The 16593-nt window shown below is 66.2% G+C and carries 16 protein-coding genes; 13 read left to right on the plus strand and 3 right to left on the minus strand.

Annotated features, from left to right (window positions below):
* Positions 1–147: 147 nt before the first annotated feature.
* From GOPIP_RS21875 to GOPIP_RS21885, 3 genes are read right to left on the minus strand one after another with little or no spacing between them, the layout of a single operon-like run.
* Positions 148–1683 carry an AMP-binding protein gene (locus GOPIP_RS21875; RefSeq protein WP_006371990.1) on the minus strand — a complete coding sequence of 512 codons (1536 nt, stop codon included), beginning with the start codon at positions 1681–1683 and terminating at the stop codon, positions 148–150.
* Positions 1684–1699: 16 nt separating this feature from the next.
* Positions 1700–2848 (minus strand): acyl-CoA dehydrogenase family protein, encoded by a 1149-nt coding sequence (locus GOPIP_RS21880; protein WP_006371991.1) that lies wholly within the window; start codon positions 2846–2848, stop codon positions 1700–1702.
* A gap of 35 nt (positions 2849–2883) precedes the next feature.
* Positions 2884–4101: an acyl-CoA dehydrogenase family protein gene (locus tag GOPIP_RS21885; protein ID WP_006371992.1), complete on the minus strand. Its 1218-nt coding sequence runs from the start codon at positions 4099–4101 to the stop codon at positions 2884–2886.
* Between the two features lie 113 nt (positions 4102–4214).
* On the opposite strand from GOPIP_RS21885, the gene GOPIP_RS21890 reads away from it, so the two are divergent.
* The 13 genes from GOPIP_RS21890 to GOPIP_RS21950 all read left to right on the plus strand — a co-directional run bounded on the left by GOPIP_RS21890 (position 4215) and on the right by GOPIP_RS21950 (position 16588).
* Positions 4215–4406 (plus strand): ferredoxin, encoded by a 192-nt coding sequence (locus GOPIP_RS21890; protein ID WP_006371993.1) that lies wholly within the window; start codon positions 4215–4217, stop codon positions 4404–4406.
* Positions 4407–4505: 99 nt separating this feature from the next.
* Positions 4506–5399: a 3-oxoacyl-ACP reductase gene (locus GOPIP_RS21895; protein ID WP_006371994.1), complete on the plus strand. Its 894-nt coding sequence runs from the start codon at positions 4506–4508 to the stop codon at positions 5397–5399.
* 82 nt (positions 5400–5481) lie between these two features.
* Positions 5482–6246: an MlaE family ABC transporter permease gene (locus GOPIP_RS21900; RefSeq protein WP_006371995.1), complete on the plus strand. Its 765-nt coding sequence runs from the start codon at positions 5482–5484 to the stop codon at positions 6244–6246.
* Between the two features lie 4 nt (positions 6247–6250).
* Positions 6251–7102 carry an MlaE family ABC transporter permease gene (locus GOPIP_RS21905; protein ID WP_006371996.1) on the plus strand — a complete coding sequence of 284 codons (852 nt, stop codon included), beginning with the start codon at positions 6251–6253 and terminating at the stop codon, positions 7100–7102.
* Between the two features lie 3 nt (positions 7103–7105).
* Positions 7106–8287: an MCE family protein gene (locus tag GOPIP_RS21910; protein WP_006371997.1), complete on the plus strand. Its 1182-nt coding sequence runs from the start codon at positions 7106–7108 to the stop codon at positions 8285–8287.
* A complete protein-coding gene (locus GOPIP_RS21915; RefSeq protein ID WP_006371998.1) occupies positions 8280–9341 on the plus strand; it encodes an MCE family protein in 1062 nt (353 codons plus the stop codon). Before GOPIP_RS21910 ends, GOPIP_RS21915 begins: the two co-directional genes overlap by 8 nt.
* A complete protein-coding gene (locus GOPIP_RS21920) occupies positions 9338–10585 on the plus strand; it encodes an MCE family protein (protein ID WP_035728673.1) in 1248 nt (415 codons plus the stop codon). The genes GOPIP_RS21915 and GOPIP_RS21920 overlap by 4 nt, the downstream gene beginning before the upstream one ends.
* Position 10586: 1 nt before the next feature.
* Positions 10587–11858 carry an MCE family protein gene (locus tag GOPIP_RS21925; protein ID WP_006372000.1) on the plus strand — a complete coding sequence of 424 codons (1272 nt, stop codon included), beginning with the start codon at positions 10587–10589 and terminating at the stop codon, positions 11856–11858.
* Positions 11858–13117: an MCE family protein gene (locus GOPIP_RS21930; RefSeq protein ID WP_006372001.1), complete on the plus strand. Its 1260-nt coding sequence runs from the start codon at positions 11858–11860 to the stop codon at positions 13115–13117. Before GOPIP_RS21925 ends, GOPIP_RS21930 begins: the two co-directional genes overlap by 1 nt.
* Complete coding sequence (locus GOPIP_RS21935; RefSeq protein ID WP_006372002.1) at positions 13117–14547, plus strand: MCE family protein; 1431 nt, start codon at positions 13117–13119, stop codon at positions 14545–14547. The genes GOPIP_RS21930 and GOPIP_RS21935 overlap by 1 nt, the downstream gene beginning before the upstream one ends.
* On the plus strand, positions 14544–15368 hold the full coding sequence (locus GOPIP_RS21940) for an Rv1363c family protein (RefSeq protein ID WP_006372003.1): 825 nt from the start codon (positions 14544–14546) through the stop codon (positions 15366–15368). Before GOPIP_RS21935 ends, GOPIP_RS21940 begins: the two co-directional genes overlap by 4 nt.
* Positions 15368–16015, plus strand: a complete 648-nt coding sequence (locus GOPIP_RS21945) for a hypothetical protein (protein WP_210739115.1) — start codon at positions 15368–15370, stop codon at positions 16013–16015. The genes GOPIP_RS21940 and GOPIP_RS21945 overlap by 1 nt, the downstream gene beginning before the upstream one ends.
* A gap of 18 nt (positions 16016–16033) precedes the next feature.
* Positions 16034–16588 carry a hypothetical protein gene (locus GOPIP_RS21950; RefSeq protein ID WP_006372005.1) on the plus strand — a complete coding sequence of 185 codons (555 nt, stop codon included), beginning with the start codon at positions 16034–16036 and terminating at the stop codon, positions 16586–16588.
* Positions 16589–16593 lie beyond the last annotated feature (5 nt).

The following is a 16593-nucleotide window of genomic DNA, read 5'->3' on the forward strand; positions in this document are numbered from 1 at the left end:
AGATGCGATCGAAGGACGTTCGGCCTTCCCGTCCCGTGGCCCGTCTCATCCGATGCTCGTCCCACCCCGGTGGTCGAGGTGCCGAGGAGCGATAGCGACGAGCCTCGAGACCTTTTGTGCCGACTGTGTTCTCGACCGTCTCGGACGTCAGGGCCGCTGATAACGGCCGTCGATGCGGACCCAGGTCGGCGGCTCGGTGGATTCCCGCAGCCGGCGCTTGAGGGTTTTGAAGGTGGCCGTCTCCGGTAGAGCGTCGACGATGCGAATCCGGTGCGGCCATTGCTTCGGCCCGAGATCGGTTTGTGCAGAGAGGAAATCGGTGAACTCAACGGGGTCGAGATCGCCGTCGGTCACCAGCACCGCCTCGATGTGGTCGCCGATCTCGACAGGGACACCGAAGACGGCGGCCTGGCGGATGCATTGATGGCGCAGCAGAATTCGCTCGATGGGTCCGGTTCCCAGGTTCTCGCCGTCGACGCGCATCCAGTCGCCGAGGCGGCCGGCGAAGTGGAGGTAACCGGCGTCATCGACCCAGGCCAGGTCGCCGGTGTGGTAGATGCCGCCGCGCATCCGCTCGGCGGTCGCGTCCGGGTCGTTGTAATAGCCGCTGAACAGGCCTGGCCCCGAGGTGTTCACGATCTCCCCGATCTCTCCGATACGCGTCGGTGCACCGGTGTCCGGGTTGACCACCGCTACGGGAGAGCGCATGGGGCCCAGCGCATCCGGGGGAGTATCGGGGGTGCGGGTGATCGCGACGCCACCCTCGGTGGAACCGAAACCGTCGACCACCCGGCAGCCGAAACGCGCGGCGAAGCGTTCCCGATCGGCCGCCGAGGCCTCGTTGCCGTACATGATGCGCAGACTCGACGACGCATCGTCGGGCGACTCCGGGGTGGCGAGGATGTAGTTGAGCGGCTTACCGACATAGTTGGCGTAGGTGACCCCGTGACGTCTCACGTCGGCAACGAATCCGCTCGCGGAGAACTTGCGGCGCAACACCATTGACGCACCGCCGGCCAGTGCCACCGACCATCCGGCGATCATCGCATTGGAATGGAACATCGGCATCGAGAGTCCGACGACGTCGTCGGGGCCGATCCCGAACCGTTCGGCGAGCATCACCCCGGCCGCGGCGAAGGTGCGTTGGGTGCAGCGCACGGCCTTCGGGTCGCCGGTGGTGCCCGAGGTGAAGATCAGCATCAGCAACTCGTCCGGGGATGCTTCTCGGGGAATCACCGACGCCACCACGGAATCGGGCTCGGTGTAGCGGCTCACCCGGTGCACCGGGACATCGAGTGGCACATCGGCCAACAACGGTGCGGTGTGGTCGTCGACGAGCACGAACCGACAGTCGGCGCGGGCGATGTCGGCGGCGAGCGCGGCACCGCGCCGCGTGGTGTTGAGACCGACGACCACCAGGCCGTCGAGCGCGGCCGCGGCCACCAGGATGCTGAACTCCACGACGTTGTCCAGCAACACCCCGACATGGGGAGTCGCGGTGTCGCCCAACTGATCGCGCAGGCGCCGCGCGCAGGCCGCGGATCGCCGCAGGTGCTCCGCATACGACAGGAAGCCGCCCTCGTGCTCGATGCCACGGTCCTCGACATCGGTCAGCGCCGGCAACAGGGAGGTGATCGTCGCGGTCGACGACCCGAGCGCGACCGCCGTCGACGGTTCGGTCATGGACGTGGCTCGGTCATCAGGCCGGCGCCGCTGCCAGCACGTCGCCGATGGCCGCGAGCGTGATCGGTGCCGAACCGAGGGTGTATTCGTTCTGCTTGGCGCGCAGGAAATACCGGTGTACCGGATGGGTGGTGTCCAGGCCGACGCCTCCATGGACGTGGACCGCGGTGTGTGCCACCCGATGTCCGGCGTCACATGCCCAGAACTTGGCGGTCTGCACCGCGACGTGCAGTCCACCGTCGTCGTTGTCCTCGTCGGCGTCGGCGATCCGGGTGAACTGCCAAGCCGCGGCGAGCGTGGTCAGCGACAGTCCCTGGGTGTCGATGTAGCCGTCGGCGAGTCGCTGGGCGACCGCCTGGAACGACCCGATCGGCTTACCGAACTGCTCCCGCTCGACGGCATAGGCGGCGGTGAGTTCCAATGCACGGGAGAGGTTTCCGGACTGATCGGCACACACCGCCAGGGTTGCGCGGTCGACGATGTCGGCGACGGTACCCGCGCCACCATCCAACACGTGATCGTCGTCGACGACCACGCCGTCGAAATCCACGACGAAGGTCGGCGTCTTCCCGGTCGCCGGAGTGGGGGTGAGTCCGATCCCCGCGGCGTCGGCGTCGATGACCACCGCGCAAACCCCGTCCGGCGACATCGCGTTGACCACGATCGCCGTGGCGGCACCGGCATAGGCGACGTTGACCTTGGATCCGGTCAGGGCCCAACCGTGTTCGGTGCGGCTCAGCAGGGTCTGCGGATGATCGGAGCCGGTTCCGAGGTCCTCCTCGAGGGCGACGGTGAGCACGGCCGTGCCGGTCGCGGCGTCGCCGACGAGGCGCCCCCGAAGGGCCACCGAACCGTGTGTGGCGATCGCGGGAAGTGCGGCGATGGCGTGCACTCCGTACGGCACCCGAGCGAGCCCGCGGCCCAATTGCTCGGCGACGGTGATCGATTCGAGGATCGACTGGCCGGCACCGGCGTCGCCCGCGACCTCCGGCCCCACCTCGAGGCCGAGGAGTCCGGCCGCACCGAGTTCGCGCCACAGCACATCGTCGAGTGCGGCGTCGTCGGCCTCGAGCCGCGCCACGCGGTCGTCGGTGCTCACCTTCTCGGTGATGTCACGGGCGAGTCCGCGCAGGTCCTCGGTCACTTCGGGGAGTGTGAAATCCATTGTGTTGCTCTCGCTTCAATGTGGGTGGGCGGCAATCAGCGTCGCTGATGGGGCAGGCCGAGGGCGGTCATCGCGATGATGTCGCGCTGGACCTCGTTGGTACCGCCACCGAAGGTGAGGATCAGCGAGGTGCGCTGGAAGCGTTCGAGACGACCAAGGAGATGTGCTCGCGGGCTGCCCGCCCGAATGGTTGCGGCGGGACCGACGACCTCCATCAGCAATCGGTAGGCCTCGGTGGCGAATTCGGTACCGAAGACCTTGGTGGCCGAGGCATCGGCGGGGCTCGGCGCGCCACCGGAGCTGGCCGCGGAGGCGATCTTCCAGTTGAGCAGCTTGAGGAACTCGACCTTGGCGTGCACCCGCGCCAGGTTCTGACGAACCCATTCGGAGTCGACGAGGCGTTGTCCGTCACCGGTTTTCGTCTGCTGCGCCCAGGCCAGCGTCTCCCGCAGCGCGGTCTGGATCGGGGCGGCACTGCACAGTGCCACCCGTTCGTTGTTGAGCTGATTGGTGACCAGCGACCAGCCCCGGCCCTCTTCACCGACCCGCGAACTGACCGGCACCCGGACGTCGGAGTAGTAGGTGGCGCTGGTGTCGACACCGGCCATGGTGTGCACCGGGGTGTAGGAGAACCCATCGGCGTCGGCGGGCACGATCAGCACCGAGATGCCGTGGTGGCGTTTGAGTCCACGGGCTCGCCCCTCGTCGGTGAGGGTCGCCGGGTCGGTGCGGCATGCGAGCCAGATGTAGTCGGCGTAGGCGATCAACGACGTCCACATCTTCTGCCCATTGATGACGTAGTCGTCACCGTCGCGCACTGCGGTGGTCCGCAGCCCGGCGAGGTCGGTGCCGGCACCGGGCTCGGAATAGCCGATGGAGAAATGCAATTCGCCCGCGGCGATGCGCGGCAGGAAGAATGCCTTCTGCTCGTCGGTGCCGTAGTGCATGATCGTCGGTGCCACCGAGTTGATCGTCAGGAAGGGTACCGGCGCGCCGGCGATCGCTGCCTCGTCGGTGAAGATCAGCTGATCCATCATCGAGCGGTTCTGGCCGCCGAACTCGGTCGGCCACCCCAGTGCCAGCCAGCCGTCGGCACCCATCTGACGTACCACGTCGCGGTAGGCGTCGCCCTCGCCGAGTTCACCGTCGCCGCCGGTGAGTGCCGCCCGCCGGTCCTCGGTCATCAGATCGGTGAAGTAGGCGCGCAACTCGCGCCGCAGCGCCGATTGCTCGTCGGTGTAGGCAATGCGCATGGGTGGACTCCGTCGTGGATCGATCGGTGGGGGACTCGCCAATATCTGAAACACGTTCTAACCTGTTTGGCACAGCCCGTCAACCAGCGGGCACGCTGAGGAGGAGCGAGTCGATGCATATCAAGGCAGATTTCGACCTGTGCGAATCGAACGCGATCTGTGTCGGGATGGCACCCGACATCTTCGATCTCGATGACGACGACTACCTGGTCATTCTGAAAGACGAGGTACCCGAGGGTCGCGAGGAGGAACTGCGTCAGGTCGTCGCCAACTGCCCCAAGTCGGCGCTGTCGATCGAGGAGTGAATTTCGCCGAAACCGCCCCGGCTTGACGCCCCGACCGGTTAGCGTGTTAGAACAGGTTCTAGTTTTCGTTCACACCGCGTTCGGCTGGAGGGGTTGGCAGTGGCTGCTGGATCGTTGGAGGGGCGCGTCGCGGTGGTCACCGGCGCGGGTGCCGGATTGGGTCGCGCCGAGGCTCTCGGGCTCGCCGGACACGGTGCGACGGTCATCGTCAACGACCTCGCGAACGCGCTCGACGCGAGCGATGTGATCGACGAGATCACCGCGTCCGGGGGCACCGCGGTACCGGTGCCCGGTGACATCTCGGACTCGGCCACCGCCGCCGAGATCATGCGCACGGCAACCGCCGAGCTCGGCGGGCTGCACATCGTGGTGAACAATGCCGGGGTCGTTCGCGACAAGATGCTCTTCAACCTCACCGATGACGACTGGGATCTGGTCATCCGGGTCCATTTGCGCGGCCACTTCTTGCTCACCCGCAACGCCGCCGCCCACTGGCGAGCCGAATCCAAGGCCGCCGGCGGTCCCGTCTACGGGCGCATCGTCAACACCTCCAGCGAGGCCGGATTGCTCGGACCGGAGGGCCAGGCGAACTACGGCGCGGCCAAGGCCGGCATCACCGCGCTGACCATGTCGGCGTCACGGGCGTTGGGCCGCTACGGGGTTCGCGCCAATGCGATCTGCCCGCGGGCGCGCACCGCGATGACCGCGGGGGTCTTCGGTGACGCACCCGGCGACGGTGTCGATCCGCTCTCGCCCGATCACGTCGTCCGGCTCGTCACCTACCTCGCCGGTCCGGACGCCGATTCGGTCACGGGGCAGGTATTCGTCGTGTACGGTCCCCGAGTCATGGTGATGGCCGCGCCCACTGTGGATGAGGTCTTCACCGCGGAGGGGGATGCATGGGACGACGGGGATCTCGCCAAGACGCTGAGCAGCTATTTCGCCGACCGCGACCCGCGTCGGACGTTCTCGGCCCGCGACCTGATGTCCTGACCGGTTGTTGTGGGTCAAGTGTCCTAGTATTGACCGAACCCAGTGATATGTTGCGCGTGAGTTCCAAGGCTTGAGGAGTGCTGTGCTGAGCAGGCTGGCGGGACCCCTCGATGGGGTGGGCGACTTCGTCGCACTCGGGGTCGACTCGGTCCGGGAACTGTTCCGCCGGCCATTCCAATGGCGGGAAACGGTCGAACAGTCCTGGGCCATCGCCCGTGTGTCGATGGTGCCGACGCTGCTCGTCGCGATCCCCTTCACCGTGCTGGTGAGCTTCACCCTCAACATCCTGCTGCGCGAGATCGGTGCCCAGGATCTCTCCGGCGCGGGCGCCGCCTTGGGCACGATCACCCAGATCGGCCCCATCGTCACGGTGCTCATCGTCGCCGGTGCCGGGGCGACGGCGATCTGCGCCGACCTCGGTGCCCGCACCATCCGCGAGGAGATCGACGCGATGAAGGTGCTCGGCATCAACCCGGTGCACCGCCTCGTCGTGCCCCGCATCATCGCCTCGACCGGTGTCGCCATCCTGCTCAACAGCCTGGTGTGCACCATCGGCATCGGCGGCGGGTTCGTCTTCTCGGTGTACCTGCAGGACGTCAATCCCGGTGCGTTCATCGCGAATCTGACGCTGCTCACCGGATTCGGCGAGCTGATGATCTCGATGGTCAAGGCGGCGCTGTTCGGCCTGTTCGCCGGCATGGTCGGGTGTTATCAGGGACTCAACGTCAAGGGCGGCGCGAAAGGTGTCGGCGACGCGGTCAACGAGACCGTCGTCTACTCCTTCATGGCGCTGTTCGTGGTGAACGTCGTGGTCACCGCGGTCGGGCTGAAGGCGACGGCGGGGTAGAGCGATGGTACTTCCGTTCACCACCCGGCTGCGCACCGCGCGCGTTGCGGTCAAGCGCGCAGGCGAGGACTGGAACCAGATCGGCGATCAGGCGCTGTTCTACTGGGACAGCGTCGTGTCGATCCCGCGTGCGGTCCGCCTCTACAAGAAGGAGACGCTGCGGCTGATCGCCGAGATCTCCATGGGTACGGGCGCTCTCGCGATGATCGGCGGCACCGTCGTGGTCGTCGGCTTCCTCACCCTGTTCACCGGCGGCACCATCGCCGTGCAGGGCTACAGCTCGCTGGCCAACATCGGTGTCGAGGCGCTCACCGGCTTCTTCTCCGCGTTCATCAATGTGCGCATCGCGGTCCCGGTGATCTCCGGCATCGCCCTGGCCGCGACGATCGGGGCCGGTGCCACAGCACAATTGGGCGCGATGCGGGTCAGTGAGGAGATCGACGCCCTCGAGACCATGGCCATCGCCTCGATCCCGTACCTGGTGAGCACCCGCATCGTCGCCGGGATGATCGCGATCATCCCGCTGTACTCGCTGGCCTCGTTGGCCTCCTTCCTCGCCAGCCGGTTTGCGACGGTGTTCATCTACGGACAGTCACCCGGCGTCTACGACCACTACTTCGACACCTTCCTCATCCCGTCGGACATCCTGTGGTCGTTCGTGCAGGCCATCTGCATGGCGATCGCGGTCATGCTCATCCACACCTACTACGGCTACAACGCGACCGGCGGTCCCGTCGGCGTGGGCGTGGCGGTCGGCAACGCGGTGCGCGCGTCGCTGGTCGTGGTCGTCGTCATCACCCTGCTCACCTCGTTGGCCATCTACGGGTCCGACGGCAAGTTCAATCTGGCGGGCTGAGGGATGGCGAGTCGACAGGGACGCAGTAACTGGGTACGCAAGCTGGCCGCGGTCATCATGGTGGGCGGGCTGATCGCGATCATCGCCGCCGCCTCCGGGTCGTTCCTCGGTTGGTTCGCCTCCACCGAGCGGGTGACCCTGCAGGCGCCGCGTGCCGGCCTGGTGATGAGTCCCGACGCCAAGGTGCGCCTACGCGGGGTGCAGGTGGGCACGGTCAAATCGATCACCGAGACCGGTGACCACGCGGTGCTCGCCCTCGACATCAACTCCGATCAGATGTCGCAGATCCCCGGCAACGTGACCGCACAGATCAAGTCCAACACCGTGTTCGGGGCCAAGTCGGTGTACTTCGAGGTGCCGACGACGGGACCGAGTGGACAATTGCAGCCCGGCCAGAACATCGACGCCCAACACGTCGTCGTCGAACTCAACACCGTCTATCAGCAGTTGGTCGCGGTACTCGCCGACATCCAGCCCGACAAACTCAACGCCACCGTCGGCGCGGTCAACACGGCATTGTCCGGCCGTGGCGCCGACATCGGCAATTCGCTGGGCACGCTGTCGGGGCTGCTCGGCAAGACCAATCCGCATCTGCCCGAACTCGACGAGCTGATCCGCCAGACGGCCACGGTGACCAATGTCTACGGCGATGTGATGGGTGATCTCATGCGCACCATCGACAACGCGGTGTACACGGGGAACACGTTGCGCGACAACGCCTCCAACTTCGATGCGCTGTTGATCAACGTGACCGGCATGGCCAACACGATCAACAACGACGTCCTGGCCCCGTCGAAGGCCGACCTGATGGCGACGCTGTCCCAATTCGACCCGGTGTCACAGCTTCTCGGATACCAGTCACCGGGTATCTCGTGCTTCCTGCGCACCACGGCGATCGGTGCCGACATGGCCAAACCCTACGAGGGCGGCGAGAACGGCATGTTGAAGCTCTACGCCGGATTGCTGCCGGGCAAGGAGCCCTACACCTATCCGAACAGTCTGCCGCGGGTCGACGCCCAGGGCTCTCCGACCTGCGCGGGCGGGCTGAGCAATCCCAACACGACCGAGCACTCGAAGTTCTACGTGACCGACAACGCGCCGGTGCCCTACCAGCCGCGGATGACGCCGAAGGTCAACCGGGAGAAGCTCTTCCAGCTCTTGTTCGGGGAGCCCGACCTTGGATAACCGCGCACGCGCGTTCCGCGCGACCGTCATCAAACTCGGCGCCTTCGCCATCGTGATGGTGCTGGTGTTCATCGGACTCGTCGTCGTGTTCAGCAACTACCGGTCCGGCAGCTCCGACGACTACCGGGCGCTGTTCACCAGCGCCTCGCAGATCAAGTCGGGCAGCAAGGTCAAGATCGCCGGTGTCGAGGTGGGCTCGGTCGACAACGTCTCGTTGACCCCCGACAACGAGGCGCTGGTGAAGTTCTCCGTCGACGACCAGTACAAGCTGCCCAAGTCGGTGCGCGCGCTGATCCGTTACGAAAACCTCACCGGCGACCGGTATCTCGAGTTGCAGCAGGGACCCGGCGACCCCGACGACACCCTCGCGCCATCGGATGAGATCCCGGCCTCGCAGACCGAACCGGCACTCGACCTCGACAAGCTCCTCGGCGGATTCAAACCGTTGTTCCGCACCCTCGACGCCAACGAGGTCAACGAACTGTCGACCTCGCTGGTGGCCGTCTTCCAGGGGCAGGGTCCGGCGCTGAACAAACTGCTCGCCGACACCGCCTCGTTCACCAACGCCCTCGGTGACCGGGATCAGTTGATCGACAGCGTCATCGACAACCTGAATCAGATGCTCGGCACCCTCGACGGCGACCGCGGTGGCCTCGACACCAGCCTCGACCAGATGCAGATGCTCATCACCGGACTGTCGGCGCAGCGCGGCACCATCGGCAACTCGCTGACCCAGACCGCGCAGGTGACCGATGGACTCGCCGACCTGTTGTCGTCGACCCGCCCCGGACTCAAGTCCACCCTGACCAGCATCGGCGTCGCCTCGGACAATGTGCTTGCGGCCGAACCGTTCCTGCGGTCGCTGCTGCCGCGCCTGCCCAACGACTACAAGATGCTCTCGAATCTCGGTAGCTATGGCGCCTGGTTGCAGATCTACTTCTGCCGGATTCGCCTGCTGCTCAGTGGTCCGGACGGCAAACAGTATTTCTTCACCTCCAACGACGTCATGGGGGACACCACCAAGGCCGGGGGGAGGTGTTCGTCGCAATCATGAGTACGTCGGGAACGAGTAGGGGTCCGTTCGGGAATCTGTTCCGCAGCAATCGGTCCGGGTCGGATGAGGCCGATGTCGCCCGCGAGAACAAGCGTGGCGGGCGGACCCGCAGGCAGATCGGTCTGATCGGCATCGTGGTGACCGCGATGGTGGTCGTGGTGGCCCTGCAGATGGACAAGCTGCCGCTGATCTCGCCGATCAGCACCTACACCGCCTACTTCGACGACGCGGGCGGTCTGGTCACCGGCGACATCGTGACCGTCGCCGGGGTCGACGTGGGCACCGTGGAGGGTATCCGCCTGGCGTCGACCGACGCCGGAACCAAGGCCGCCGTCAGTTTCCGGATGAACGACACGGTCTCGATGGGTACCGACACCCAGGCCGCGATCAAGACCGAAACCGTCCTGGGCCGACGGAATCTGACGATCCTGCCGCACGGGACCGGGCGGATCGAGCCGGGTGGGGAGATCCCCAACCGCAACACCGTCGCCCCGTACTCGCTGACCGACGCCCTCGACAATGCGACCGACACCCTCTCGCAGACCAACACCGCCGAACTCAACAAGGCGCTGGACACTCTGTCGGTGACGTTCTCGGCCACCCCGGACCAGGTCCAGGGCGCCGTCGACGGTGTCGCGAAGCTGTCCAAGGCGGTCGCCGACCGCGACAATGCGCTGCGTGAGCTGCTGGCCAAGGCCTCCGGTGTCACCCAGGTCATCGGTGACCGCAGCAAGCAGCTCAACCAACTGCTCCTCGACGCCAACATGTTGCTCGGCGAGCTGCAGTTCCGGCGTGCGGCGATCGCCGAGCTCATCAGCGGCACACGCGATGTCGCCGCGCAGATCAGCGGATTCATCAACGACAACAACGCCCAGCTGACGCCGGTGCTCGACAAGTTCAACAAGGTGCTCGACATCCTCAACGACAACGAGAACAACCTCAAGGAGACCGTCGACCGGCTCGGCCCGTTCGCCAACGCCCTCGGCGAATCGGTCGCCAACGGACCCAACTTCGACTCGCTGGTCGGCGTCAGCACCTTCGGTGACTACACCGCCACGTTCATGAAGGTGCTGCAGCAGAAGTACCCCGAAGTCGCGCAAGCCTTCTCGTATTCGGGATTCCCGTTGCTGCCCAACGCGTGGAGCCAGGCACCGGGCGCCAACCCCCCGCCCCGCACGCCCGTGCCCTCGCCGACGATTCCCACCCCGCCGCCCTCGACCCCGACGACCAGGCCAGGTGGTTGAGATGACCGGACGTCTCGGAATCGGCAAGCGCGCATGGCAGATCATCGCGTTGCTGGTGTTGCTCGTACTGCTCGTGGTGGCCGGGTACATCGGCTACCACCGGGTCACCAACACCCGGCTGACCGCCTACTTCGCCACGACCACCGGCCTCTACAACGGCGACCCGGTGCGGGTGCTCGGCGTCAACGTCGGTCACGTCACCTCGATCACCCCGCGCAGCGGTGACGTCAAGGTCGAGATGGATGTCGATCGCAGCGTCAAGATCCCCGTCGACGCACGTGCGGTCGTCGTCGCCCAGAGCCTGGTGTCGGGCCGCTTCATCCAGCTGACCCCGGTGTACTCGTCGGGCCCGCAGATGACCGACGGCACCGACATCCCGATGGAGCGGACCGCCGTCCCGATGGAGTGGGATCAGGTCAAACAGCAACTGCAGCGACTGACCGATGCGGTCGGCCCCAACGGCGCCGACCCGGGTGCCGCGGCGCGCGCCATCGACGTCGGCGCGCAAAACCTCGACGGCGCAGGGCAATCCATCAACAGCTCGATCACCCAGCTCTCCGACGTGATGGGAACGTTGGTGTCGGGGCGTGATGATCTGTTCACCACCATCCGCAACCTGCAGAAGTTGACCGATGCGCTTTCGTCGAGCCACGAGCAGATGGTGCAGTTCAACGGACGTATCGCATCGGTGACGAGCGTGCTCGCCGACAACACCGATCAACTCAACGGCGCTCTGCACAATCTGGATTCGGCGATGACCGACGTCCAGAACTTCATCAACACCAACCAGAACTCGTTGACCGGCGCGGTGTCGCGGCTGGCGCAGACCACCGGCATCCTGGCCGCCAAGGACGAACAGATGCGTGGGCTGCTGCATTCGGCGCCCAACCAGCTCGCCAACTTCTACAACATCTACAACCCGCTGACCGGATCGTTGTCCGGGGTGTTCGGACTCGGTATGGGCAACAACCTGATCACGCTGCTGTGCGGCACGATGGAGGCCAACAACCGGCCCGGCCAGAGCCAGGTCGACATCGACAAGTGCGTCGACACCCTGGCACCCGTACTGCAGTCCATCGTCGTCGCCTACCCACCGTTCATGTCCAACCCGGTCAACGGCATCAACGCGACACCCGGCCAGGTGACCTACCAGAACGCCGACGTGGCCGCGCGCGCCCAGCAGGGCATCCGAAACCAGGACGCGGCGACCCGGCGCGCCGACGGTGGCGGGCCGCTCGCCGACCTGCTCGTCCCGTGGGGCGGTGCGGGCTGATGCGCCGACTGCGGTGGCGTGACCTACGCCTGACCCTGCTCGTCGCCACGGTGACGGTGCTGGCCACGGCGTGCGGCTTCAACGGCGTCAACAGCCTGCCGGTACCCGGCGCGCAGGGCACCGGCGACGGTTCGTACAAGATCAGCGCCGTCATCCCGAGCGCTGCGGGCCTGACCAACAACGCGCCCGTGCTCATCGACGACGCCACCGTCGGCAGCATCGGGTCGATCAGCGTCGCACCCGGCTGGAACGCCAAGGTCGACATCCGGCTCAACCCGGGCGTGAAGGTGGCCGACGGATCGCACGTGATGGTCGGGATGACAAGCGTGCTCGGGTCGACCCACCTCGAGATCGTGGAGCCGACGGGTACCGCCACGGGCTACATGCAGCCCGGTGATCAGATCCCGCTGCCGAAATGCCCGAAGGTCGACAACATCGCCCAGCCGACCGAAACCGCTGTCGCCGATATCAATTCGGCCCAACAGGTGGCCGGCTGCAACTATCCGACCACCGAGCAGGTCCTCAGCGCGTTGTCGGTGGTGCTCAACGGTGGTGGGCTGTCGCAGTTCGGCGACATCGTCCACGAGATGAGCCAGATCTTCGACGGCCACGACCAGCAGATCCGGGCCCTGATCCCGCAGCTGACCACGCTCGTCGGCGACCTGAACAACCAGACCGACAACATCATTCGCGCCGGCGAGGGTCTCGACCGGCTCACCGTCGCGGTCAATCAGCAGACGCCGACGCTGCAGAAGGCGTTGCGCGACGGCCCGCAGATCCTCAAGCTCCTCAACGATCAACGCCAGCAGTTCGTCAACGCGCTCGACGCGGTCGGGCGTCTGTCGTCGACGACCAACGACGTCCTCGATGCGAATTCGCAGGACATCAAGACGATCGTGGCCAACATGGCCAAGGCCTTCCAGGGTCTGGCCGCCGCCGGTCCGGCGCTGCCGGGCTCGCTGCGCCTGCTTCTCACCTTCCCGTTCCTGGAGGAGGAGATCCCGACGATGGTCAAGGGCGACTACATCAACTCCGACCTCGTCCTCGACCTCACGATCCCCAAGCTGCAACGCAGCATCCTGCGGTCGGTCGGCGTCGTCGGCCCGGAGGGCGTCACCGGCCAGCCCGCCGGCGCAGCCGGACGCGGTCTCAACCCGTTCACCTCGCCGCTGCAGCCGGGTGACGAAACCCGCTCGGAGAACGCCCCTCCCATTCCGGCCACCCAGAACACCCCGGGATCGAACGGAGGCGGCAACTGATGAAGATCACCCGTTTCGTCCGCATCCAGCTGATCATCTTCGCGATCGTCACCGTCATCGCGATCGTCGCGATGGCCCTGTTCTACGTGCGCATTCCGGCGATGTTCGGGGTCGGGCGGTATGCGGTGACCCTCCAGTTGCCCAACACCGGTGGGCTGTATGAGAACGCCAACGTGGCCTTCCGCGGCGTCAACGTCGGCAAGGTCAAGTCGGTGCGGCTCACCGAGAACGGGGTGGCGGCGACCCTGTCCATCGACAGTGGCACCAAGATCCCCACGAATTCCGCGGCGTCGGTGCACAGTGTGTCCGCGGTCGGTGAGCAGTACGTCGAATTCACCCCGCCCACCGGCGATTCCAGCTCCGACTACCTCGCCGACGGTGCGACGGTGTCGACAACCGATGTGCCGGTGGAGATCTCGTCGGTCCTCGACCAGGCGACCACCTTGCTCAATCGTGTCGGCGACGCCAATCTGCGCTCACTCATCGACGAGGCCTTCGACGCGTTCAACGGCACCGCCGAGGACCTGCGGCGCCTGATGGACTCGATGATCCTGCTCGTCGACGACGCCGACAAGAACTCGGACGTGACCATCGATCTCGTCAAACAGGCGGGACCGTTGATGGCCACCCAGTCGGCCACCGCCGATCAGATCCGGGCGTGGACCGCCGACGCGGTCAAGGTGACAGATCAGTTGCGCGCCAACAACCCCGAGATCACCGACCTGCTTCAGAAGGGACCCTCGGTGGCGTCGTCGGCGCAGAAGCTGTTCGCCTCGATGGACCAGTCGCTGCCCCTGTTGCTGGCCAACCTCAACACGGTGTCGAAGACGACGGCGGTGTATCTGCCGAACCTGCAACAGGTCCTGGTGATCTATCCGCGTCTGATCGACACCCTGCTGACCGCGTTGAACGCCGGCGACCCGCGGTACGGCCCGAGCGTCGAATTCTCGCTGGGTTTCCAGGATCCGCCGCCGTGCACCATCGGCTACCTGCCGCCGTCGCAGTGGCGCAGCCCCGCCGTGCAGACCGCGCGCGACCTGCCGCCGGGCATGTTGTGCCGGGTACCGCAGAACTCGCAGATCGCCGTGCGCGGCGCGCGCAACTTTCCGTGTGCGGAATTCCCCGGCAGGCGGGCCCCGACCCCCGAGGAATGCCGCACCGGGTACAAACCGATCAGCAATCGGGTGGTGCCGTTCCCCAACGGCATTCCGGGCATCCTGCCCGCGCCCGCCGGATATGTCACGCAAGGGACGCCGACCGAACAAGAGGACGGACCCGCGGTCTACGGCGCCACGTACGATCCGGAGTCGGGTGACTTCATCGGCCCCGACGGACGCACGTACAACGCCGGCACCGGCACCGACAACAATCAGCAAGGACAAGGCAGCACATGGCAGAGCCTGATCACCGGAGCGGTGGACGCCCAGTGACGCCGGCTTCGCAGGCCCGGACCCCGGTCCGGTCGGCGCCACTGCGCCGACGTCGTACACCGACCAAGCCCGACGAGGCGCCGGCGATTGACACCGCGCCGACCGACACCGCGCCGACCGACACCGCGCCGACCGACACCGCGACGCCCGAGCAGCCGTCGCCCGCGGTGAACCTGACCAAACCCGAGCGCACCGGCCCGGTGGCCGACCCGGACGAGTTGGTCTCCTCCCTGAGCTATCGCGAGCGGCGTCAACGCCGGATGGCTGCCGCCCCGGGTGGCGACGATGCCGCACCGGTCACCAAGGTGTCCGCGCTGCGGGCGCGGTCGGATCGCTCGATCCTGGCGTGGGTCGCGACGGGACTCGCGGTGATCGTCATCGTCGGATGCCTCGTGGCCTCGGCGGTGTTCGCCATCGCACTCGGACGCATCGACCATCAGCGGGATCTGCGCGCCGAGTACTCGTCGTTCGCCCAGCAGATGACGGTCACGATGACCAGTCTCAATCCGGGCAACGTCGACGCCGCGATGAAGACCATGTCGGACAAGACCAGTGGCACCGCCCAGCAACGACTCAATGAGTCCATGGGGCAAGCGGTCTCGCTCATCCGGGACCAGAAACTCGACGTGCAGTCCACCGTCATCAGCGACGCCGTCACCAAGGCCGATGCGGACGAGGGCACGGTGATCGTCGTCTACGGCTGGCAGATGAAGCCGACGGATCCCAAGGAGCAGACCATCGTCCAGACCTTCCGCTGGCGGGTCGACATCACCCGGATCAACGGCGAACTGAAGATGACCGACTTCGAGTGGGTGACGTGATGCGGCTCTCGGTTGCGCAGGTTCTCGCGGGCGTTCTCGCGTTGCTGGTCGTGGCATCGGTGGCGCTCGCCGGGGTACTCGGCTACCGCTACCTCGACGCCCGATGGACCGAGCAGGCCCGGGACTCGTCGCTGGATGCGGCGAAGTCGTACGCCACCGCGATGTTCGGCTACGACCCGGGCAACGTCGAAGCCCACGTCAACAGTTCGAAGTCGGTGGTCACCGGGGCGGCGAAGTCCCAGTACGACAAGCTGATCACCAATCCCGTTCAGGGACAGAACATCGACTTCGTCGAGGGTGTGAAGAAGCAGCAGGTGGTTTCTCAGGCCGTCATCCAGGACGCCGGGGTGGTCACCAACACCCGCGACTCCTCGACGGTCCTGATCTTCATGAATCAGTCGGTCAGCCGTGGCGGCAAGGATCTGGTGCGCGTCGACCCGAGTCGGTTGACGTTCGCGATGGTCAAGCAGGACGGTCGCTGGATGATCCAGAACATCGACGTCATCACCGACGACTCGTTCCGCAGCCGGATTCAGCAGGTGTCGACCCCGCCGCCCGGAGCGGTACCGTTGCCTGGACCGAGTGATTCGTCCACCCCGGCACCCCCATCGAGCGCGCCCGCGCCATCGGTGGTGCCGACCCCGTAACCCCAGGGAGGCGACGCGATGAGCGATCACATTCTGACCGATGACCAGATCGCCGCCCTGACCTCCGAGGACCGCCGCGAGCTGATCGTCCGTCTGGCCCGCCCGCTCGACGACGTGTTGCCGGATCCGGTCAAGCGCAATCGGATTCGACGTGCCCGTATCGGGCTCATGGCCGGTGGTGCGATCGGCCTGATCCCGTGGATCGTCTTCCTGGGGTTGAGCCTTCCGGTCGACTACGTCGCCCACAACTGGTCGATCACCTGGGTCGGTTTCGACGTCCTGCTCGTCGCGATGATGGCCACCACGGCCGTCCTGGCGTGGCAGCGCCGACAGATGCTGGTGCTGGCCGGCTTCGCCACCGGTGTCCTGCTGATCTGCGATGCGTGGTTCGACATCATGACCGCCGCTCCGGCGGACCGCTGGATCTCGTTGCTGACCGCGGCCTTCGGTGAACTCCCGCTGGCGGCACTGCTGATCGTCGGCACCATGCGATTGATCCGCCTGACCGGGGTGCGGCTCTGGCTCATCGAGCCGCACTCCCGGCTGTGGCATCTGCCGATGCTGTTCACCTGAGTTGC

It is taken from the genome of Gordonia polyisoprenivorans NBRC 16320 = JCM 10675, assembly GCF_000241325.1.
In the GTDB taxonomy this organism is placed as follows: domain Bacteria; phylum Actinomycetota; class Actinomycetes; order Mycobacteriales; family Mycobacteriaceae; genus Gordonia; species Gordonia polyisoprenivorans.